Annotated in this window: 16 protein-coding genes and 1 pseudogene; 7 read left to right on the top strand and 10 right to left on the bottom strand. The window is 69.4% G+C overall.

Annotation, left to right across the window (positions count from 1 at the left end):
- Nucleotides 1–25: 25 nt before the first annotated feature.
- Complete coding sequence (locus tag ACZ4UU_RS38170; protein ID WP_471908016.1) at nt 26–439, bottom strand: hypothetical protein; 414 nt, start codon at nt 437–439, stop codon at nt 26–28.
- Between the two features lie 363 nt (nt 440–802).
- On the opposite strand from ACZ4UU_RS38170, the gene ACZ4UU_RS38175 reads away from it, so the two are divergent.
- The gene (locus ACZ4UU_RS38175) at nt 803–2,884 is read left to right on the top strand and encodes a hypothetical protein (RefSeq protein ID WP_471908017.1); all 2,082 of its coding nucleotides are present in this window, start codon (nt 803–805) and stop codon (nt 2,882–2,884) included.
- A 209-nt stretch (nt 2,885–3,093) separates the two neighbouring features.
- Here the strand turns inward: ACZ4UU_RS38175 and ACZ4UU_RS38180 are convergent, their stop codons facing one another.
- Complete coding sequence (locus ACZ4UU_RS38180) at nt 3,094–3,711, bottom strand: hypothetical protein (protein ID WP_471908018.1); 618 nt, start codon at nt 3,709–3,711, stop codon at nt 3,094–3,096.
- Entirely contained in the window at nt 3,597–3,893 is a 297-nt protein-coding gene (locus ACZ4UU_RS38185) for a hypothetical protein (protein ID WP_471908019.1), read from the bottom strand. Before ACZ4UU_RS38185 ends, ACZ4UU_RS38180 begins: the two co-directional genes overlap by 115 nt.
- 158 nt (nt 3,894–4,051) lie before the next feature.
- On the opposite strand from ACZ4UU_RS38185, the gene ACZ4UU_RS38190 reads away from it, so the two are divergent.
- From ACZ4UU_RS38190 to ACZ4UU_RS38205, 4 genes are all read left to right on the top strand, one after another.
- A complete protein-coding gene (locus ACZ4UU_RS38190) occupies nt 4,052–4,294 on the top strand; it encodes a hypothetical protein (RefSeq protein ID WP_471908067.1) in 243 nt (80 codons plus the stop codon).
- 220 nt (nt 4,295–4,514) lie between these two features.
- A complete protein-coding gene (locus ACZ4UU_RS38195) occupies nt 4,515–5,372 on the top strand; it encodes a MerR family transcriptional regulator (RefSeq protein WP_471908020.1) in 858 nt (285 codons plus the stop codon).
- Nucleotides 5,373–5,468: 96 nt separating this feature from the next.
- The gene (locus ACZ4UU_RS38200) at nt 5,469–6,359 is read left to right on the top strand and encodes a transposase family protein (RefSeq protein ID WP_471908021.1); all 891 of its coding nucleotides are present in this window, start codon (nt 5,469–5,471) and stop codon (nt 6,357–6,359) included.
- Nucleotides 6,356–7,267 (top strand): hypothetical protein, encoded by a 912-nt coding sequence (locus tag ACZ4UU_RS38205; RefSeq protein WP_471908022.1) that lies wholly within the window; start codon nt 6,356–6,358, stop codon nt 7,265–7,267. Before ACZ4UU_RS38200 ends, ACZ4UU_RS38205 begins: the two co-directional genes overlap by 4 nt.
- Nucleotides 7,268–7,768: 501 nt before the next feature.
- Here ACZ4UU_RS38205 and ACZ4UU_RS38210 read toward each other — a convergent pair.
- The 3 genes and pseudogenes from ACZ4UU_RS38210 to ACZ4UU_RS38220 all read right to left on the bottom strand — a co-directional run.
- Nucleotides 7,769–8,076 (bottom strand): annotated as a pseudogene (locus tag ACZ4UU_RS38210) (ISL3 family transposase); the annotation flags it as partial.
- 52 nt (nt 8,077–8,128) lie between these two features.
- Nucleotides 8,129–8,920 (bottom strand): hypothetical protein, encoded by a 792-nt coding sequence (locus ACZ4UU_RS38215; RefSeq protein WP_471908023.1) that lies wholly within the window; start codon nt 8,918–8,920, stop codon nt 8,129–8,131.
- Nucleotides 8,917–9,543, bottom strand: coding sequence for an ATP-binding cassette domain-containing protein (locus ACZ4UU_RS38220; RefSeq protein WP_471908024.1), 627 nt, complete (start codon nt 9,541–9,543; stop codon nt 8,917–8,919). Before ACZ4UU_RS38220 ends, ACZ4UU_RS38215 begins: the two co-directional genes overlap by 4 nt.
- Before the next feature lie 304 nt (nt 9,544–9,847).
- On the opposite strand from ACZ4UU_RS38220, the gene ACZ4UU_RS38225 reads away from it, so the two are divergent.
- A complete protein-coding gene (locus ACZ4UU_RS38225; protein ID WP_471908025.1) occupies nt 9,848–11,005 on the top strand; it encodes a flavin-containing monooxygenase in 1,158 nt (385 codons plus the stop codon).
- Nucleotides 11,006–11,987: 982 nt separating this feature from the next.
- Here ACZ4UU_RS38225 and ACZ4UU_RS38230 read toward each other — a convergent pair.
- Nucleotides 11,988–12,905, bottom strand: coding sequence for a cupin domain-containing protein (locus ACZ4UU_RS38230; RefSeq protein ID WP_471908026.1), 918 nt, complete (start codon nt 12,903–12,905; stop codon nt 11,988–11,990).
- A 291-nt stretch (nt 12,906–13,196) separates the two neighbouring features.
- The gene (locus tag ACZ4UU_RS38235) at nt 13,197–14,315 is read right to left on the bottom strand and encodes a DUF6923 family protein (protein ID WP_471908027.1); all 1,119 of its coding nucleotides are present in this window, start codon (nt 14,313–14,315) and stop codon (nt 13,197–13,199) included.
- A gap of 552 nt (nt 14,316–14,867) precedes the next feature.
- Here ACZ4UU_RS38235 and ACZ4UU_RS38240 point away from each other — a divergent pair.
- Complete coding sequence (locus ACZ4UU_RS38240) at nt 14,868–15,305, top strand: pyridoxamine 5'-phosphate oxidase family protein (RefSeq protein WP_403330273.1); 438 nt, start codon at nt 14,868–14,870, stop codon at nt 15,303–15,305.
- Between the two features lie 1,146 nt (nt 15,306–16,451).
- Here the strand turns inward: ACZ4UU_RS38240 and ACZ4UU_RS38245 are convergent.
- Together ACZ4UU_RS38245 and ACZ4UU_RS38250 are read right to left on the bottom strand one after the other, a co-directional pair.
- Entirely contained in the window at nt 16,452–16,964 is a 513-nt protein-coding gene (locus tag ACZ4UU_RS38245) for a discoidin domain-containing protein (protein WP_471908028.1), read from the bottom strand.
- Nucleotides 16,946–19,732: a ricin-type beta-trefoil lectin domain protein gene (locus ACZ4UU_RS38250; RefSeq protein ID WP_471908029.1), complete on the bottom strand. Its 2,787-nt coding sequence runs from the start codon at nt 19,730–19,732 to the stop codon at nt 16,946–16,948. Before ACZ4UU_RS38250 ends, ACZ4UU_RS38245 begins: the two co-directional genes overlap by 19 nt.
- Nucleotides 19,733–19,786: the final 54 nt, after the last annotated feature.

Genomic DNA, 19,786 nt, shown 5'->3' on the forward strand with positions numbered 1-19,786 from the left:
GGCGGCCCGCGAGCGGAGGCCGTGCTCAGTGCACCCGACTCCAGTCATCTGTGCAGCCGACTTCGGAGACTGACAGCAGTGTCAGCCGGATCGACACCGGATCGTGTTCATCAAACGGTGTCGGAAAGTCGATGTGCTCAAGAACTTGAGGAGCGCCCTGTTCTCGGGTGCATACGCCCTCCGCTGAGGACACCGCCGATCTCCTCGCCCCCGTACCGACCGTACGAACCGGCGCCTCTCGTCGGGGTACGCCCGTGGCAAGGCCGATCGCGCCGTGCGGATCCGCGGGGATGGTCTGGTCGGGTAGCCCTTGAGCGGGAGCCTCACGGTTAACCCAGGCTACGAAGTCCTCGATCCTCTGCTTCAGATTTTTGCCCTTCAACACGCCATAGTGCCCTCGGGGGTTGATGAAGTCGTGGTGGGCCGAGTTGAACAGCAAGTCTCCCCCGGGGACGATGCGTTCGAGGACGCGGATGGCGTGGACGACGGGGGCGATGGCGACCCAGGGGACCTTGCGGTCCTCGCCGGCGGAGACGTGGTGGCCGTCGTCGTTGGTGACGTTTCAGCTACCGGACCGCAGTCCCTGTACTACCGTGCGCCATGCCCGTGCTGAGCCGTTTTTCAGAAACTGATCGGTCGGAGGTCCACCTGCTGTCTCAGGGCGCCGGACGCCAACCGTCCCCGGCCAGTGCGCGGGGCGGGCGGGGACGCACGTTCCCGAAGGGGACGAAGCAGGCGCGCTGACACAGGTCGCGACAGGCACCTGACCGTCCTGTCGGACCCGGCTGCGAAGATCAGACCCATGGATCTCGCTGACGCCCTCGCCGGCCTCGACGCCCACCCCTGGGCCTCCGTCTCGCACGCCTACGGCCCCGCAGAGGACCTGCCCGACCTGCTGCGCGCCCTCGCCGAGGGCGGCGGTGATGCCGAGGAGGCGATCTCCGAGCTGTACTCGTGCATCCTCCACCAGGGCACGGTGTATTCCGCCAGCGTGGACGCCGTCCCGTACCTCGCCCGGATCGCCGCTGCCGCCCGGCCTGGGATGACCGAAGTCCTCTGCCTGCTCGGCGGATTGGCCGAGAGCGATGATGAATGGGAGATCGCGCCGGGCGCCGTCCGGGCCGCCGTTGCCACCCAAATCCCGCTGCTGATACCGCTGCTGGCACATGAAGTCGTGAACGTCCGGCTGCTCGCCGCCTGGACGCTCGGCCACACCCGGAATTCCGAGGCCGCCCCGGTCGCCCTGCGAAGCCGGTGGACGGCCGAGGCCGATCCCGGTGTCCGGGCCGAACTGCTCATCGCCCTCGGCCGGGTCGACCTCTCCGGCGCCGCCGTCGAGACCCGCGCGCTGCTCGGTGCAGACACGCCCGCGCCGCTGCGTCTGGCCGCGCTCCTCGTCGCTCTGGCCGCCGGGGAGCCTTGGACCGACGCCCACCACGATGCCGCGCTCGGCCTGCTGCCCGCCCGCGAATTCACCGTCGACCGGTACAGCATGCACCACCGAGAGCCGCTGCACGCGATCGTCGACAGCCTGCTGCGCCGCGAGACCAAGGCAGACCGCGAGGCCGCCTTCGCCCTGCTGGACGCCGCCCTGCGCGACGGCCGCCCCGAAGTGCGGGCCGAGGCGCTCTCCGCGGCCGACCACGCCTGCCACCTCTCCCGCAGCGCTCCCCAGCGACTCGTCCCGGCCATCGCCCCACTCGCCGCCGAGTACCCGGCGTCAACCCTGCTCGGCAAGCTCGGCCCGGCCGCCGCCGAGGCCGCGCCCGCCCTCGCCGAACTCGCCGCCCAACCCGACGACGAGGCGGCTGACCAGGCATTGGCCGTGCTCGTCCGGGTCGCGCCCCGACAGGCCGCCCCGCTGCTGGCCCGGGACCTCGACCGGCGCCCCCGCGCGCTCGACGCCGCAGGAGACTTCCAGGCCCCCGCCTTCCCCTTCGACCCGGCCCTGCTCGCCGCCGTCCGCGCACGCCTGGCCGCAGACGGGCTCGGCAACAACGAGACCGCCGACCTGGTCCACCTCCTGCGTCAGTGGGGCCCGCAGGCCGCTGCCGCCTTGCCCGAGCTGTACTCCGTGCTGCCCCGCTTCCAGTACGCGGCCACCGCCATCACCGCCGTGGCAGCCGCCGGCCCGCAGGCCGAGCGCGAGCAGGCCGGCGCCGTGCTGCGTGCCGCCGCCGGGTCGCTGATGGTGGCGCGGGCCCACCACGACCTCACCGGCGAGACCGACCTCCTGCTCGACGCCGTCTCCAAGGCGCTCGCCGCCGGTCCGCGCGAGGTCGCGGAGGCTGCCCAGGCCGCCGCCACCCTGGGCGCGACGGCCGCCGGACTGCTCCCCGCCCTGCGGGCAGCCGTCAGCGAAGACGCCGAGCCGACGACCCCACAACTGGACCGCGACATCGCGATCGCCACCGCCCTGTGGCAGATCGACGGCGACGCCGAGGAAGCCGTCACGATCCTGGCCTCCGTCCTCGACCGCACCACCGGCAACCAGCTCTGGTACCGGTGGACCGTCGTCCGCGCCATCCGCGCCACCGCCCTCCTCGGCGCGGCCGCCCGGCCCCTGATCCCCCGACTGGAACAACTGCTCGCCGACCCCGAGAAGGCCCCTGCTGCCGCCCTCGCACTGCTCGCCATCACCGACCCCGACGTCGTCGACCTCGGCCAACTCGCCGAGGCAGCCCTCCACTCCGCCGAAACCGGAGCGGACATCTCCGGCGCCTGCGAGGCCCTCCAAGCCCTCGGTGCCACCGCCCTGAGCACCCACCAGCGCCTGCGCGTCGCCGAACTCGCCGAGCAGGACCGGCGCATCGTCGACTCAGGCGTCGCGAACAGCATCATCCGCGAGGACGAGCGGCTGCGCGCCATCCTGACCGCCATCTGATCCCGAGGCCAGGGCGGACGAGTAGTCGATCGCCGCCCGGCCCGCCCCGGATAGCGTGCCGCCGGATGGATCCTGCCGCTGACTGTGCCGCCATCGCCGGGTCGGTAGCCGAACTACGGTGACCCACATGCAATGAATCGACTGACGGCGGGGAACCGTAGTACGCGTGTTGCGGGCTCGTACGTTCGGCGTGATTCGCGCAAGGTGACCTAACGGCTCTTGCGGGCGTCGTCCTCAGCCCGTGCAGCGAGGTACTCAGCCCAGTCGCGTCTGGCGTACGCGACCCAGCGGATCGCGGTGTGGCGGTGTATGCCGGTCAGGTCGGCGAGGATCGGGCTGGGAAGATCAGCGGCGAGCGCGGCCAGCGCCCCGTTGCGCGCGGTGCGAACCGGGATGCCGTGCCGGTTGAGTTTCTGGGTCATGCCGTGCGTCGAGATCGGCTTGCCCGGGACCATGCCCGGGAAGAGCCACTGGACACCTGGGTGGGCTCGCGAGAGCTGCGGCCGCAGTTGGGGCTGTTCGACAAGTTGCCGAAGGAGTTCGGCGAGCCGTGGAGGCAGCAGGACGGGGTGGCGGCCCAGGACGAGGTGGGCGTGATTGTCACCGAACTTGAGGTGTTCAGGCGTCAGGTGGCAAAGACGTTCGGTGGACAGGCCGAACTGGAGGGTGATCGCGCCGCCGGCGCGGACGTCCGTCGGCAGGGCATCGTCGGTCAGGCAGCGTTGGAGGAGCAGCCAGCGATCGTCGTCGCCGAGCAGGTCCTGGGGTTCCTGGCTCGGGATGGAGGGACGGTCAGTTCGCGGGTGAGCCGGCGGCTCGTGGTCCATGTCAGGAAGTAGCGGATCAGGTAGCGCCGCTGGCTGGTGGCCCCGGCGATCCAGTCGTCGATGTGCTCCTGGGCGAGGTCGGCGAGAGACAGGCCGCGCTGGTCCATCCAGGCCAGGAAGTCCAGGGCGACGCTGACGCGGCGCCGCAGGTCGCGGTCGGCGGAGGCGGGATGGCGGCGCATGGCGGCCCGTCAGCTGGCCAAGCAGCTGGCGGAGGTCCGGGCCGAGCGCGACGAACTCGCCGTCGCTGAGAAGGTTCTTGAGCGGATGAGCGAGCAGCTTGCCGAGGAGCGGGCCTCGGCCGGGCCGGACGCCCGGGCAGGTGGGCGGCCGGGCGGTGATGATGATCCCGCACCGCACGTCCGGCGTGGAGGAGACCATGTTCCCGCCGGACTACCAGCGCATCCTGGCCGTCGTGCGGGAGGCTGCCGGGCCGCTCATGGCTCGGCAGGTCGGCGAGGTGCTGGGGGTGGACGTCAGCGTGCGGGCCAGACTGGAGCCGTTGCGCGGGAAACTGGTCAGGCTGGCCGACCGCGGCTGGCTGCTGAAACTGCCCGACGGCCGGTTCACCACTCGTCTGTGACCATGGACGCTGCCGCCCTGATGGAACTCGTTGATTGAATTCCCCACCCGTGCTCTGTTCCCGAGTCTGCTCATCCAGGACGTTTTCTCTACCCGTGCAGCGATCCGTACGACCTTCATAGTGCGGGAGCGACCGGCACGCCCACGGCAGCGGGTTTGCATGTGCCGTAGCGGCATGTGGTCCAGTAGGCGGCGAGCACGACATTGAGAGGTTCCCTCGCATGCCCCTTCCTCCGATTCCCCGCCGGGTCAAGATCGGCGATGCCGCCGCGTTCGCCGGGACCACACCCCGCGCCATCCGTCACTACCACGCCATCGGGCTTCTCGCCGAGCCGGAACGCGGCAGTGATGACCGCCGCCGCTACGGATACGACGACATGATCCGCCTGCTGTGGATCCGCAAGATGGCTGATGCGGGTATCTCCCTGGACGACATCCGGGCCGGCTTTGAGGGCACCACCGGCATCGAGCAGTCCCTGGCCCGACTGGAGGAAACCCTCGCCTCCAAGGCGGCCGCCATCGAAGCCCAGCGGACCGCCGTGCACCGCCTCCGCGCGGCGGGCAGCCCCCTGGGCCTGCTCTCACCACTGGTCAGCGGCCGCCTGCACGATCTGCCGACCGGAGCCCTGCGCTCGACCGATCTCGATACCCTCCTGGTCACGGAGCGTATCTTCGGCCCGGTGGGCGCCGCCGTCCAGGCCGACCGGTTCATCGTCCTGGCCACCCACCACGAGCTGCGGGCCGAGGAGGACCGCCTGGCCGAGGCCGAGTCGGCCCTGGACGACACCATGTCCCCCGACGATCCCCGCATCGAAGACCTGGCCGCCCAGCGGTGTGCTCATGAGACCGCCTTGGTAGCCACCATCGACAGATCCGGCCTGGACGAGGCCCTCGACGACCTCCTGGACCAGCACGACGAACACGCCGGCGAGGAAGAAGCCGAGGCGACGATGAGCACGCTGGAGGCCATCGGCAAGATGCCGTACGACTTCTCCCCGGCCCGTGTCCGGTACGAGGAACGCGTCATCGAACTGCTCCACCCGGCCGATCAGGACAGCGACTCCCCACAGACCTGCTGACCGGCGTCGGCGCCCAGGGCCTGCCCGACAAGAGCAGCCCGGAGTGGTGCAGCGCGAACGTAACCACGGTGCGCCCGGGCGGCCGTTGGGCACTGTGTGAAGAGAGCCGAAGAGCACGCCGAGGACACCTGCCCGCTTGTCCACCGGTGCCGTCTGCCGCTGTCCACGCGCACCGTCAACCACCTCGCCGATCTGCTGCGGCGCCCTCTGAAGGCGATCCGGTCCCGGTGGCGGATCCTGCCGCCCGGACGGATCGCGGTGATCGTCCTGGCCGTACTGCGCCACGACCAGCGCCTGGCCGACATGGCCGACGGCATCTCCGAGTCCACCGTCCGGCGCTGGCGCGACGAGGCGATCGGACTGCTCGCCGCACAGGCCCCGCGCCTGGACCGCGCATGCAGGAAGATCGCCCGACAGGGTGGCGAAGTGGTCCTGATTGACTGCACTCTCATCCCCACCCAGCGCCGCACCGGGAAGGCCGACCGCAAGAACTACTCCGGCAAACATCGCCACCACGGCCTGTACTTCCTCGCCCTCACCGCCGAAAGGGGCCGCCTGATCTGGATATCCGCCGCCCGGCCCGGCCGCACCCACGACGACACCGCCGCCCGCCACGACCACATCCTGGCCCACCTGCGCGCCGCCGACCTCGAGGCGCTGGCGGACCTCGGCTTCCGCGGCCTGGACAACGACCTACACGATCCCGTGATCGTCACCGGCTTCCAGGCCAGCCGCACCCACAAGCTCACCCCCGGCCAGAAAGAACCCAACCGCGTCCTTGCTGTTGGGACGGGGCGCCGGTCGAGCACGGCTTCGCCCACCTCAAACTCCAGGCGTTGCCCCGACTGCCTCATCTACCTGCGAGCCCTGGAGGACTACCTGCTCCCCAAGTTCACCGGCACCCACGCCGAGATCGACTGCGGCTGGTACTCGACCACCGCGCTGAACCAACTCGTGCACGTTGACGACGCCCAGGGCGGCTGGTGATCTGCCACATCCACCGCGAGCCCCTCCATCCGAGCGAGGCACTCGCAGGCGCCCTCGGCCGCCCCGTCGCCGAACAGGACGTGCTCGGCGACCTCGTCGTCGCCTGCTCTCTCCAGAACGATTCCGGTAACGGCGGCCCGCCAGGCGAGTGGACGTTGTCCGACTGGGAGGACTACCTCGGCACGCCCATCGACCTGCACCCGTACGCCCTGGTGCACGCCGATTCCCCGACCGGCCTCTTCCACTTCACCGTCCGGCTGCACCCGAACGACCGCGCGCTGACGACGCCGGAGTGGGCGCAGATAGCCCATCGCCTCGGCCATGCCGCCGGCGTCAAACCGAGGGCCGCAGACGAACCGGCGTGCCACTGGGTTGCCCTCCAGGCCCAGCCCGGCCGCCTCGACGTGATCGCCAACCTCATCCGCGCCGACGGCACCTGCACGCCGTCCGGCCCGTCCCAGTACCGGGCGCTCAAAGAGGAATGCCGGCGCATCGAGTCCGACCTGCACCTGCTGCCGGTGCCGACTCGCACCAAGGTCCAGCACTCGCACGACAGCGCGCCGCCCTTGCAGCTCCCTGAGCTGCCGGGCCCCACCGCGCCGCAGTCGCCGCCGAGCGTGGCGGCTCAACTCGCCACCGTGATGTGCCAGCTCGCCGACGAGGCCACAGGGCCCGTCGCGGGCGTGCGGCCCTTGATCGAACAGGCCGCCCGCCGCTTGGAGGAGTTGCCCCACTCCTACGGGCCCGACTCGGCACAGCGCCTGGGGTGGATTGCCCGGCGCCTGTACGGCATCCAGCAGGACCTCGAAACGGTCGCCGCGGGCCTGCCCGGAGCCGGACGACGAGCCGCCATGGCCCACCCCGTACCTGCCGCGCCACTTCCAGCCACCGTGCACCGTTTCCGCTGAACACCCCGAGAAGGTCTGTGCGACGGTGCGTTGCAGGCAAGCCGCACCGCTCTTCGCCCATGCCGCCGACGGCCGCATAGACCTGCCCGCGGCGATCGAGTCCGCCCGGGTCTGGCAGCAACCTCCGGCCCACGGACTGATCCACGTGGCGCTGCGCCACTTGACCGCTTCGGACGCCGTCGTGGACGTCACCGTCAGCCAGGAGGACGGCACGGTCGCCGCCCAGCTGACCGGCCGCCGCCTGCACGCCGTCACGACACGGGACCAGCTCCAGGAGCTGGCGACCGTACTGCGTTACGCACCTCCCCCGGCCACCTCCCGTCGAACACCCCGGGCTTTTCCGCCGCGGAAGGGCGCTGCGACGATGCCGACCTCGTCGCGTCGGCCGTCGATCGCGCGGCCGAGGACCTCACCGGTGTCGCCGTAACCGTCGGCCGTGTCCAGGAGGGTGACGCCGAGCTTCGCGGCTGCTTCGAGGATGGCGCGGGCTGCGGCGCCCCTGTCGGCCGTGCGGTCGGGCAGGACGTCGATCGGCTCATGGGTCTCGGCATCGATCACCACCGTGGCGTAGCGGTACCGCCGACGCGGGACGAAGTCGTCGACGCCGATCACGCGGGGCGCCCGTCCGACGGGCAACGGGATGCGCAGGGCCGCGCCAGGCCCACCGCGAGTATCGCCGGCACACGCGATCCAGCCCGGCCCGCCGACTCCGTGACTACGGCCTCGAAAGGTCTGCCGGCTGCCGCGTGTGGGGCAGCCCAGACGCCGCACCCGCACACGGACACCACCCGGCGGTCGTCGACCGGCACGTCGGCGACTGTCCGCCAGGAAGGCCCAGGAGGAAGGCCGTCCTCACCGTGATCACCCTGATTGGGCTCTCGTCCTGCGGAACCACGGGGAGTGGGAAGGGCGGTGGGTGTGGAGGACAAGCAGCGCCAGGGCGCCGGTCGCTGCGGACCAGGTGAGGGAGAGCAGGCCGTGGGACCAGGGGATCTGCGGGGTGAGAGCTGAGCTCAGCGCCAACTGGTTCACGCCGTACAGAGGAAGCGCGGACACACCCGCCACATCCATGAGCGTGTTGAAGACGGGATTCTGCAGGCCGGTGTCGACCAGGCTGAGCATGATGATGAGGAAGAAGCCCTCCAGTTCGCCGCGAACCAGAGAGCCGAGCAGAAGGCCGATACCGCCGTAGGCGAGGCCGGCGCCTGCAAGGGCCAGCGCCAGGGGTGCTGCGTGGCGTACGGGCATGGAGATCCACAGCAGGATCGTGGTGTAGAAGGCCAGCGCGGCGGCGGTGAGCGCGACGGCAGCAAGCTTCGCCAGCAGTATCGGCAGCCGGGGGTAGCCGGCCAGCAGCAGACGGCGGTCCATCTGCCGGGACAGGAAGGTCTCGGTGAAGGCGATGAAGCCGGCGACCATGGTGACGGCGCCCAGCGCACTGGCCACCTGCCCCACCTGGCCGGCCGGGGCGGAGACGGGGACGCTGATGGCGTCCAGCCGGACGCGCACCACTTGGTCGGAGGTACACAGGCGTGCCACGGCGATCCAGACGGGGATGAACGCCACCGCCAGAACCAGGGCCAGCCGGTTGCGCAGGTGGCCCAGCAGAGTGCAGCGCAGCAGTTCGGTGAATGCCGTCCAGGAGAGTCTCAACGGTCGGTCTCCTCGAAGTGGAGACGGCCCTGGCGCAAGTGGGCGATCGCGTCGAAGTGGTGCAGGTCGTGCAGAAGGTGAGAGACCACGATGATCGACCGGCCCCGATCACGCAGGTCGGCGGCCAGCGTCCAGAACCGCTGATGGGTGTCCCAGTCGAAGCCCTGGTAGGGCTCGTCCAGGACCAGCAGCTGCGGATCGTGCAGGAGAGCGAGCAGCAGGTTCAGCTTCTGTCGGGTTCCACCACTGAGTTCGCCGACCTGCTGTCGTCGGCAGCCGGTCAGTGCCAGCAGCTCCATCAGCTCGCCGGCGCGCTCCAGCGTCGGCAGCCGGTAGGCCATCTGGAACAACCGCAGATGCTGTCCGACGGTGAACGCATCGTTCAGTACCGCCCGTTGCGGGCAATACCCCACTGCCCCGGTCCGTGTCACCGTTCCGCGATCTGGTGCAAGGTGTCCTACGGCGATCTGCAGCAGAGTGCTCTTCCCCGCGCCGTTCTCGCCGACGACTCCCACCAGCGTCCCGGCGGACACATCAAGATCCACATCGCGCAGAACCTGCCTACGGCCGTACGCCTTGCAGACTCCGCTGATCCGCAGCCGTGGCCCGTGGCGCGTCGTCACTGCCTGCACATGAGCCCCTCGAAAGATCGGACAGGTGGAGCGAGCCGATCCGGAGGAAAAGCCCGCCGCAGAGGCCGGGGCCGCACGCAGGCTCATGTCCCCTGGTCTGCCCGGCTCATGACCGCTCAGCCGCGTCCGGCCCGGACGGTCCGGTCCTGGGCGGACCGGGCAACCCCCGCACGTAGCGGCGCGCTGCTGCCCTGTTTCCAACGACTCCACACCGCCGGTGTAACGGCGGTAACTCGCTGTTCCCTGTGTGTCAGTCGGGCGTGACGTGCGCCGCGGTCTGCCGTTGTAGGGGGCGATGCGCCCGACACCACAGCGAGACTTCAGCGCTCCCACGATCGTGATCGGAGCCGGCCCCCACGGCCTGGCGGCCGCCGCGCTACTGAACCGCTCCGGAGAACCGACCGTGATCCTTGAACGGTCGGACCACGTGGGAGCGAGCTGGGCGCAGCGCTATGACCACCTGCGCCTGCATACCACTCCCAGCACGTCGCAACTCCCCGGCCTGCCGGTGCCGCGCCAAGCGGGCCCGTGGGTGAGCCGGGACGACTACGTGCGCTACCTGGAGGGTTACGCCGCCCATCACAGGCTCGACGTCCGGGTGGCCACCCTGGCGCAGCACATCGAGCGGGCCGAGCCGGGTTCGAGAGCACTGTGGCTGGTCCATACCCCCGACGGGCCGGTGCGCACGAATGCGGTAGTGGTGGCCACCGGCCGCTGCCATACCCCGCACCTCCCTCACTGGCCGGGGCGTTCGTCCTTCACGGGCAGGCTGCTGCACTCGGCCCACTACCGTTCTCCGGCGCCCTACCGCGGGCAGCACGTCCTGGTGGTCGGCACCGGCAACAGCGGTACCGAGATCGCGAGCGCCCTGGCCGGGGCCGGAGTCGAACGGGTACAGATCTCAGTCCGTACGCCGCCCAACATCCTGCCCCGCTCCAGTGCCCGTTGGCATGCGGTCGGCCGGCTGACGGAGGCCCTCCCGCTCGCGTGGCGCGACCGCACATCCCTGCTCACGCAACGTCTCTCGGTGCCCGACCTGACCTCGCGGGGACTGCCGCGGCCCCGTACGGGCCTGTACACCCGCAATGCCCGCGAAGGGGTGAGCCCGGTGCTCGACAACGGCTTCGTGGACGCCGTCCGCTCCGGGCGGGTCGAGCCGGTCGCGGCTGTCCAGGCGTTCGACGGCCCGGACGTGGTACTGGCCGACGGCATCCGACTGCGGCCCGACACAGTCATCGCCGCCACCGGATACCGGTCCAACCTGCAGGGCCTGGTCGGGTCCCTGGGCGTACTCGACGAGGCTGGGCATCCCCTCGCCGTAGGGGCACAGAACCATCCCGCAGCCCCCCGCCTCTACTTCGCCGGATACACCAATCCCCTCACGGGTGTCCTTCGCCAGGCGGGCATCGAGGCGCGCGCCATCGCCCGCGCGTTCCGCCGTGAGAAGGCCTGAGCGCCCCTTCTCACCCCCCAGCTTGGTGACCGCACGGCAGACGCACTCGACAACGGGCATGCTCCGAGCTGACGGAGCCTCGGAAGCCTGACCGTTCAGCGATTCGCCCAGCAGGGCGATCGGACGCCGCGGTGACGGTCGGGGGCAGGCGTGGACGCTTCGGCGGAGAGCAGCGCAGGGGCATGGATACGGTGGTCACGTCGATCGGGGCCGCCCGCTCGTGCCGCGTCGGTGTGGCGGCGGAAACAGGGGCGGCTTGGTCGGCACATCAGCACCTACGGCAACTGCGGTCAGGTGCACCCGCGTTCGTTGATGCGGACTGGCCCGCCTTCTCCGACCGCAGCTGGACCTTCACTCCGCGTGAGCACGGCAGGTACCACGGCTTCCAGAGCACCACCGAGGGAACCTATTGGGACCGCAGCCAGAAACCGGCGGCCGGCGGCGACCGGGACCGATGCGGCCACGGCTTGCCACCCTGGCGCCGTGCAGCCCGAACGCCACGAACCAGCAGTCCCAACTGTGGCCGAAGCCCTACCCGGCCGTCACCGAGCGGGAGCGTCCCACCGGAGAGCTGCTGCGCCGGCGTGACGCCGTCCTCCAGCGCAGCCCGGACGCACGCGATGCCCTGCGGCTGGACGGCGCGCCACCGGTGGTTACCGCATCCGCTGCACTGAAGGAGCGCAGGAGCAGCTACACCGTCGTCCGCCACGTCCTGCGCGCACGCGACGGTCGGTTCCCGCACCCGAATGTACGACCGCACCACTTCGTCCCTCCGGCAGTCAGAAACGATGTCAAGACGCGTAGCCGACTGCGCAGTCGCGGGCCTGGGCCGGAAAGCCAGTCCCGCTCAGAAGGAGCGAGTGGAGGAGACACCGGCTGTTTGCACCGGCGGCAGGGCCGGCCCGCCGGTCCCGCCGCATCAGGCGTCTGTACTCTCCGCTCACCCGGCACGACGCGCGGCCGGCTGTGATCTGACCTGAACTCAGGTCAGCGGGGTGTTGGCCAGAACCCGGCGCAGAATACCCCAGGAGAGGTCGGACTCGGTGTCGAAGGAGCGGCGCTCCTTGGACTTCTCGTCGATGTAGTCGAAGGAGTCACGGTTGTAGCTGTCACCGTCGTCGTCCTCGATGGCGGTCTGCTCCGGGTTGAGGTAGACGTGGAAACTGGCGCCGAATTCGGCGGTGGAGTTCATGTAGCCGGGGCCGGTGGTGCCGCCGCCGCCGTCGATCGGGCAGTACACCCGGTGCACGGCGTAATTGTCCGCTGAAAGCCAGGCGCACTGGCCCGGGGTGAGGGTGAGCAGGCCGAGCTTGCGGGCGTCCCACTTGAGATGTTCGTAGACCATGACGTCGAGCTGGCCGGCGAGGCAGAAGACGATGCCGGTGGTGTGGCCGTGGGAGTGGATGGGTGAGTAGTGCTGCGCCGGCCAGATCTCCAGGACCACGGGCGAGCCGATGTCGCCCTTCGGGTGGTCGTCGTGGTGGAGGTGGCCGTGTTCGCTCGCCAGATCGTCGTAATCGCCACGGCCGGAGCAGGCGACGCGAATGTAGGGCGGATGGGTGTCGTCCTTCTTGTACTTCTCCACCAGGATCTGACGCAGGAGCCCAACCTTGTCACCAGGTTCGGCGGCGGGGGCGAGGTGTTTGCGCATGGCTTCGACCTCCCAAGCGGACAGGCGCAGGTCCTCGGCCTTGCGCGCGAGGTCCATGACGGCTGGCGGAATCATCAGCTGGCGGGCGTACTCGTCGAAGGAGGTGGCCTGTCCGATCACCAGCGACGGTACGGCCTCGGCGCCCTTGAGGCGCAACTGCCGTTCCTCCTCCTTGGTGATGTGGAAGGGATACTTCGCCCTGCCGTACTCCGGGCGGTCGGCGGCGGTCCGGGGGGTGGTCAGGCTCATGAGATGACTCCTGTTTTGGGGCGACACGGCGCTGGACGCGCCATGTCGGCTGGGGTAATGGGCGACTCTCCGTAGGCGACGCAGCGGCGTGAGCGCATGTTGCAGGGGACTTCGCCAGCTGCTCGACACGTTCGGGGAGTTGGGCTCACCCCTCGGATGAGCCGGTGCGAACCCGGAGCTCTTGAGCGGTGGGCGCTCAGCAGCCGGTGAACGTAACCGGCGACGGTGATGGTGCAGGTGTGCGCCAGATGACGCCTGGGACCGGCCGGCGGCGAGTCCAGGGTGACTTGATCAGCGGCTGGGCAGGCGTGTGGCCTTGAGGCCGTCGAGGAGGTACTCCTGGGGCAGGTGAGCCGGGTCCCCCGGGACAGTGATCTGTACGGTGATCGGCCGGGAGCTGCCCGCGGCGAGGAACTGGTCGTTCTCGGCTTCCAGGTACACCTTGCCGTCCTGGGCGATGACATGTACGCCGGATGCTTCGGCCTTCGCGCCCTTCACCGTGGGCAGATCGAAGGAGATCCGGAACCTCCTGACGTCCTCGGCCTTGCCGCTGTCCTTGCTGACGGCGGTGAGCGTGAGGTCGAAGCTGTACACCCTGCCCCGGGGTTCGCTGTTCTCCCATGTCCGGTTGAACTTCTTGGACACGGCAATCTCGTCGTAACTGGGCGGGACAGGCATAGGGGTGATACGCCCGGCGCCGTTCATGATTTCCAGGGCGCCTACGGGCACCCTTCCCCGCCCGATGCGCTGCGAGTGGTCGGGGATCGTGGCCGTGGTCAGGTCGAGGTGGTTGACGTTGCCCGCAGAGTCGACGGCGTAGAAGTTGCCGTCCTGGTCGAAGAAAGTGGCCGAGTACGACTTCCGCGAGCCTGTTGCGGCGCTGGCTTCCGCCGGTGGGAAGACCCCCCTCTTGAGGACGGTCTTCATGGGCTGCCTGCTCGGATCGACGAGCAACAGGTCGCCGTTGTCGCCCTCCACCGAGATCAGCCGCCCGTCCCTGGGGTGGTAGGCGAAGTCGTCCCACCGGCCGCTTCCCGGGGCGTTGCGAGGCATGGCCTTCAGGGCCGCCACATCGATGGCATAGCTGTGCACGTCGGGGTTGCTGACGACGAAGAGGATCTTCCCGTCGGGGTCCATGTCACCGTCGAACCAGGGCCCGCTCGGCAGCCCGTCGATGACCTGGTCCTTCAGGGTGGCGGCCGCCACGTCGATGGTGATGAGCTTGTTGTGGCTCACTGCCAGTAGCAGGGGCTCCTTGTCGTCGCCACGGTACTGCGCACCCATTGCGGTGTAACCGGGCTCGTAGGGCGGCACGTTCGCGACGACGCGGGTGTCACCGTCGATGGGGTCGAAGCGGTAGATCCGGGTGTTGGTCCTGCCGACGGCGAGATACACCTTGCGGTGAGCCATGCGCTGGACGTCCTTCCACGAGCGATTGAGGGACCACTCATGATTTGCGCGCGCCCACCCGCACCACAAGCACTCTCTGTGTCCGTTCGAACACAATGAGCCACCTCGGCCTGGCAGCTTGCCAAGCTCCTGCGGCCCCCGGTCGGATCGCACAAGACTGCGCCCACGTTTCCCCGCGCGACGCGTCCGAACATTCGGAGGCCCTCCGGCGCAGGCTCCACAGCCCGGCCACCTTCAGGAGACTGATTGCTGCTCAGGCGGAACGGTCGTCCATGCGTGAGCAGTGCAGTGATGACGGCGACGACACGCGCCGACGAGCGCCGCACGCCTGGCCGAACACAGAAGATCCCTCTGGCTGTGACGTCTTCCAACGGCCCCAGTTGATGAAGATCCGTTGTCTCTGGACGTCTTCAAGTGGCCCCCGGGATTGGTCATCGCCGGGACCACTTGAGGGGCCTGCCCTCTTCTTCCGGGAGCTCGGGGCGCCTGCGGCTTTGGTCGTAGGTCGCAGGTCGGTGGTGAAGTGATCGGCGGCAACGGAAGATTGGAGCTGTGGAATCTTCTCGTTTTGATGTGGACGCATTCCTGCAGCAGCCGCTCACCGCTCGTATCGCGACGAGCGGGCCGACGGTGCGGCCTGTCTGGTTCCTCTGGGAAGAGGGAGCCTTCTGGACCTTGACAGGCCCTTGGGCCCGGTTGTTCGACCGCGTGAAGGATGACCCGAACGTCGCCCTCGTGGTGGACGAGTGCGATCTCGCGACGGGGTGTGTCCGGCAGGTGATCGCTCGGGGCCAGGCTGAGCTGGTGCCCTTTGACGTGCCGAGGGGGCGGCGCAAGCTCGCCCGCTATTTGGGTGCGGACGAGGCGTTGTGGGACGAGCGTTTCGTGCACTACCTGCACGATGATCCGGGCGAACGAGGCACGATGTGGCTGCGTTTGGTGCCTGCCTCGCTCACCGCGACTGATCTCAGCTACTCCGTGGCGTCGTGACGGTGTGCTTGGCAGCGTCGTTACTCTGCGCCTTGGTGCGGGCCAGGCGGTAGGACTCGGTTCCGGTCTCGATGATGATGGCGTTGAACGTGAGGCGGTCCACGATCGCCGCGCAGAGCCGTGGGTCACGGGCGGCTTGCACCACAGGACCTCCCGGGTCGGGACCGGCGCGAGGGACATCGCCTCGACCTCGACGTCGATGCGTGCCTGTTCGGCGTCCGCCTTCAGGAACACGTCGCCGACGCGCAGAGTCGCGCGCTCGGAATGGGCGACGACGACTTTGACCTCACCTATGGGCGACCGGTATCCCGGGGGTGATCACCGATGTCGCCGGGTTTGCCGGGTGCGATGACGCGGCTGATCGCGTCCCACTACCCGGCGGCCTCGTGCACGGCACCGTCCTCTGGCCAGGTCAAGCCCATGACTTTTGTCAGGAGTCCTTAAGCCGACCGCCAGTCCCCCGGCGCCCAGACTGCGGGATGCACATCACCGGCTGCGAGCCGTTCGAGCAGTGCGCGTTGCCATCGGGCATTCATACAGGTCAACGAACTGCGACGGCCAGACATCGCAGGTCACGGCGTCCACTGGTCCCTTCCAGATATCTGACCAGCAGCACTCAGTAGATCTGCGCTCAGCGTCACCCGCCCTCGGCGCCACACCGACGCTCGCCGTCTCGACAGGGGCTGGCCTGCCCGGCAAGCGTCATCTCAGCGTCAAGATATCGCCCGCAACGCCCACACCGCACATAATGCGCGCACGCGAAGCCGCAGGTCAGGAGCCTTTCGCGGCCGGTTCAAGGATCGCGACACACTCAACGTGGTGCGTCATCGGAAACATGTCGCATCGGACGGAAGTGGAAGAAACAGCAGGTCATGTCGCATTTCTCGGCTCTTCGGACCGGTCACCGGGAGCCCGGAGCGTCAAACGAGCGTCAGGACCGACGCGCGTTTCCTCGCCGCTCAGCAACCCCGACGGTGGCGGCAGGAGGGCTGAACGCTGGACGGGCCCCGCACGGTTCGTTGACCATGCGGGGTCCACTTCTGGACGCCCGGATGTCGCTCAGGCTCTCTGCTGAGGTCAGGCCGACCGCGTGGTGAAGATCGCGGCCGCGCCGGCGGGCAGTCGGTAGGTGTATGTCGTGCTGCCTCACGGAATGTCGAACACGGCCATACCCGTACCGGAGTTGTACGCCACCTGCAGCCGGGCGCCGTCAGGCAGGGTCGTGTTCTGGCGCTGAGGGCCGGTGTTCGAGCTGGTGGCCGTCGTGATCCAGCCGCCGGGGGCGTAGCCGGAGACGTCGTGGATGAACCACCAGCTGCCGGAGCCGGCCTCGTTGACCACGCGGATGTAGCGGGCGGTGGTGGTGGGCAGCTGGATCCGGGTCACGGTGCTGCCGGGGCCGGTTACTACTGGCATGTCCCAGGTGGTGCCGTAGTCGGAGGTGTACACCTCGCACTGGCGGACGAAGTCGCCGGAGGAGGCGGTGGTGTCCAGGACGAGCTGGTCGAAGGTCTGCGTAGAGCCGAGGTCGAGTTGGAACCAGTCGCCGGGGTGCATGCCGTGGCCCAGGCTCCAGCAGCCGAATCCGCTCGGGAGCTGTGCGGCGCCCGGTGGGGTGCCGCACAGCCGCGACTGGAGCGTCAGGACGGCAGACGCCACTGCTGGCTGGTGCTGCCGTTGCAGCTCTCGATCACGAGCCGGGTGCCGTTGCTCGTGCCGCCGCCCGAGAGGGTGAGGCACTTGCCGAAGGCTTTCAGCTCATCGGTGTCCTGGTCGTACGTCCACTGCTGTGAAGGGCTGCCGTTGCAGGTGAGGATCTGCAGGGGTGTCCCGTCGGCGCTGGAGCCGTCGCGCACGTCCATGCACTTGCCCGTGGCCATCACGGTGCCGTCGCCGGGACGCACCCAGTCCTGCGCAACGGTGCCGTTGCAGTCCCAGATCTGGAGCGGCGTGCCGTCCGTGTTGTCGCCCCATTGGATGTCCACGCAGCGGCTGGGCTCGGCGGCCGGGGTGATCAGTCCAGTGCAGCTGAAGGGCTTGGGTGTCGCAGCCGGGTGCCGGGTCGGGGTCTTCAGGGGCGCCGCGGCGGTGACCCGGTGCAGGGTGCCGGCTCCGTCGCGAACCGCCAGCGGGGGGCCGGAGCGCAGGGTCAGCGTCGTGTTCCGCTGTCCGACGGAGATGTCAAAGGTGCTGCCGTGCCACTTCACCCCGGTGACATCGACGCCCGGCAGCTGGGTCGGCAGGAACGGATCGACGGTGACGGCGTCGGTCCCCCAGCGCAACCCGGTGAACCCGTAGAGGAATTCCTGCAGGTAGCCGCCCTGGCCGGTGGTGAAGTTGAACGCTCCGCCCCTGCGGGTCTCGTACCACTGGTTGAACGGTGCGGCCTGGTACGGCTCCGCGCTGTAGCGGAGGTAGTCGTAGACCTGGCAGCCCGGCGAGCCGAGGGCCGCGCTGTTGATGGCGGCGATCGCGTCCGTCATGGACGGGCCGTTGGGGTCGGTGCGCCCCTTGTAGTAGTCGAGGTCGTTCTGGGCCAGGCTGGGCGACATCGGCACGGCCCAGGGGTATTGCAGCAGGGTGACGTCGGCCTGCTTGACGGTCTGCCCGTTGTAGCCGTCGAACTCGGGGTGGATGTTGAGTTTGGTGTCCACCGGGATCTTCAGGCCGTCGGCGACCTTCTTCCACGCCGGGTCGGCGGTCCGGCCCACCAGGTGCGCGGCGCGGATCGCGATGCGCAGTGACTCCTGTGCGCCGGCGTTGGTGGTCACGCTGTTGTCGACCGGGTAGTAATACTCGTCCGGCCCCATGACGTCGTTGATGTCGTATCCGCCGGAGGAGTTGGGCACGGCGCGGGTGGCCCAGTAGTCGGCGATGCCCTCCAGAACCGGCCACGCCTTGTCGCGCAGCCACCTCTTGTCACCGGTCACCTGGTAGTACTGCCACTGCGCCAGGGCGATGTCGGAATTGATGTGGATCTCGTACGTCCCCCACGGGTCCGGGGCCGTCTCCTTGCCGGTCAGCGCGCTCTCCCAGGCGAACTTGGCGCCCTTGATCGGCTGGCTGGGCGTGGACAGCTTGGCGGCGTTCTCCCGCGCCACGGACAGCGTCCTGTGCCGGTAGGAGTTCGCCGCAGCCGCTATGTCCGGGTACTGGGCCAGCAGCGCCGGGTACATCCAGGTCTCCATGTCCCAGAACACGTGACCGTTGTAACTGTCCGCGGACAGCCCGCCCGGACTGGTGCTCCAGTCGACACCGGCACGCATGCTCGCGAGCAGGTAGAACATGGACGCGTGGATCTGCGCGGTCATGGCGGTGTCACCGGGGATGGAGATGTTCGACTGCCACAGTCGCGCCCAGGCCTTGTTGTTGCGGGCGACCGCGCGCTGGTAGCCGCTCTTGGCGGCACGGGCCGCGGTGGTCGCGGCGGCCTGCTGCGGACTCGCGGCCGCAAGCTTCCGGTCGGTGTCGACGCTGGAGGCGATGCCCACGAACTTGGTGATCTGGATCGGCCGGCCGGCGCGGACGGGGAAGGCCGCGCTCTGCCCGGAGGTGCCGTCGCTGGTCGCGGCGATCGCCTGGGTGCGCACTGTTTTGCCGTTGACGCGCAGGACGGAGTTCAGCCCGGCGGTGACCAGTTTGCCGTCGGTCACGACGGTTTGGGACAGCGTGCCGGTCCCGCCGCTCACGTGCGACTTGGTGACGGAGGCGTGGTGGAGCCCCCGGCCGTCGAACTCGTCCACTGCGGTGGCTGTCCCGCTCCAGTGCGGCACGGCGCGCAGGCTCACCGTGGCCAGATGGCCGTCCGCGCGGTTGGCGTTGACCTCGTAGTCGAAGCTGGTGGTGTCACCTGCGGGTGAGGTCCAGTCGAACGACGTGGTCAGCACTCCGGTGCGCAGGTTCAGCGACTGCCGGTACTTGCTGGTGGTGCCGTCGGTGGCAGGGTCGATCGTCGGTGGCTGTGCGCCGCCGCGGCCGAAGCGGAGCGTGGTCCAGGTCGGCAGGGCGGCCCGCTGCTCGTTCTGCTCGGTGCCCTCGGAGTAGAAGCCCGCGAGCTGGGACTGGGTGACGATGGGCGTGCTGCTGTATCCCTGACCTGCCGCGGGCACCCGCGCGGCGAGGTAGCCGTTGCCGACGAACGTCGGTGAGTAGTTCTTCGACGGGTCGTTCGTGCTCAGCACCCAGCTGTCGTCGCCACTACCCTTGACCGGTTCGGATGCGGGCGAGGCCGGCACCGCGACCGTGCCCAGGAGCAGGCCGCCGAGGGCCAGCCCGATGGACGTTCTCCTCCAGGTCTTGCGTGCGTGTGCGGGGGGATGGGTGGCCGCCGACGGCGCCATGGCCTCCGCGGCCGGGTAGCGGCCTCGGGTGCCGGATGCGGCGTGGTCACTCGGCCGGATCGCCTTCGGTACCGCGGCAGTCGCCACGGCCGTCAAACGGCTCCAGGCCGACCTTCGGCGTGAGGTACCGGGCCTCACTCC

It is taken from the genome of Streptomyces sp. NPDC028907 (assembly GCF_055564995.1).

Excerpts from the sequence above, each read along its gene's own strand:
- ACZ4UU_RS38195 (WP_471908020.1), top strand. The coding sequence starts at position 4,515 with ATGCCCCTTCCTCCGATTCCCCGCCGGGTCAAGATCGGCGATGCCGCC.
- ACZ4UU_RS38235 (WP_471908027.1), bottom strand. The coding sequence starts at position 14,315 with ATGGCTCACCGCAAGGTGTATCTCGCCGTCGGCAGGACCAACACCCGG.
- ACZ4UU_RS38230 (WP_471908026.1), bottom strand. The coding sequence starts at position 12,905 with ATGAGCCTGACCACCCCCCGGACCGCCGCCGACCGCCCGGAGTACGGC.
- ACZ4UU_RS38190 (WP_471908067.1), top strand. The coding sequence starts at position 4,052 with ATGATGATCCCGCACCGCACGTCCGGCGTGGAGGAGACCATGTTCCCG.
- ACZ4UU_RS38185 (WP_471908019.1), bottom strand. The coding sequence starts at position 3,893 with ATGCGCCGCCATCCCGCCTCCGCCGACCGCGACCTGCGGCGCCGCGTC.
- ACZ4UU_RS38175 (WP_471908017.1), top strand. The coding sequence starts at position 803 with ATGGATCTCGCTGACGCCCTCGCCGGCCTCGACGCCCACCCCTGGGCC.
- ACZ4UU_RS38225 (WP_471908025.1), top strand. The coding sequence starts at position 9,848 with ATGCGCCCGACACCACAGCGAGACTTCAGCGCTCCCACGATCGTGATC.
- ACZ4UU_RS38180 (WP_471908018.1), bottom strand. The coding sequence starts at position 3,711 with ATGGACCACGAGCCGCCGGCTCACCCGCGAACTGACCGTCCCTCCATC.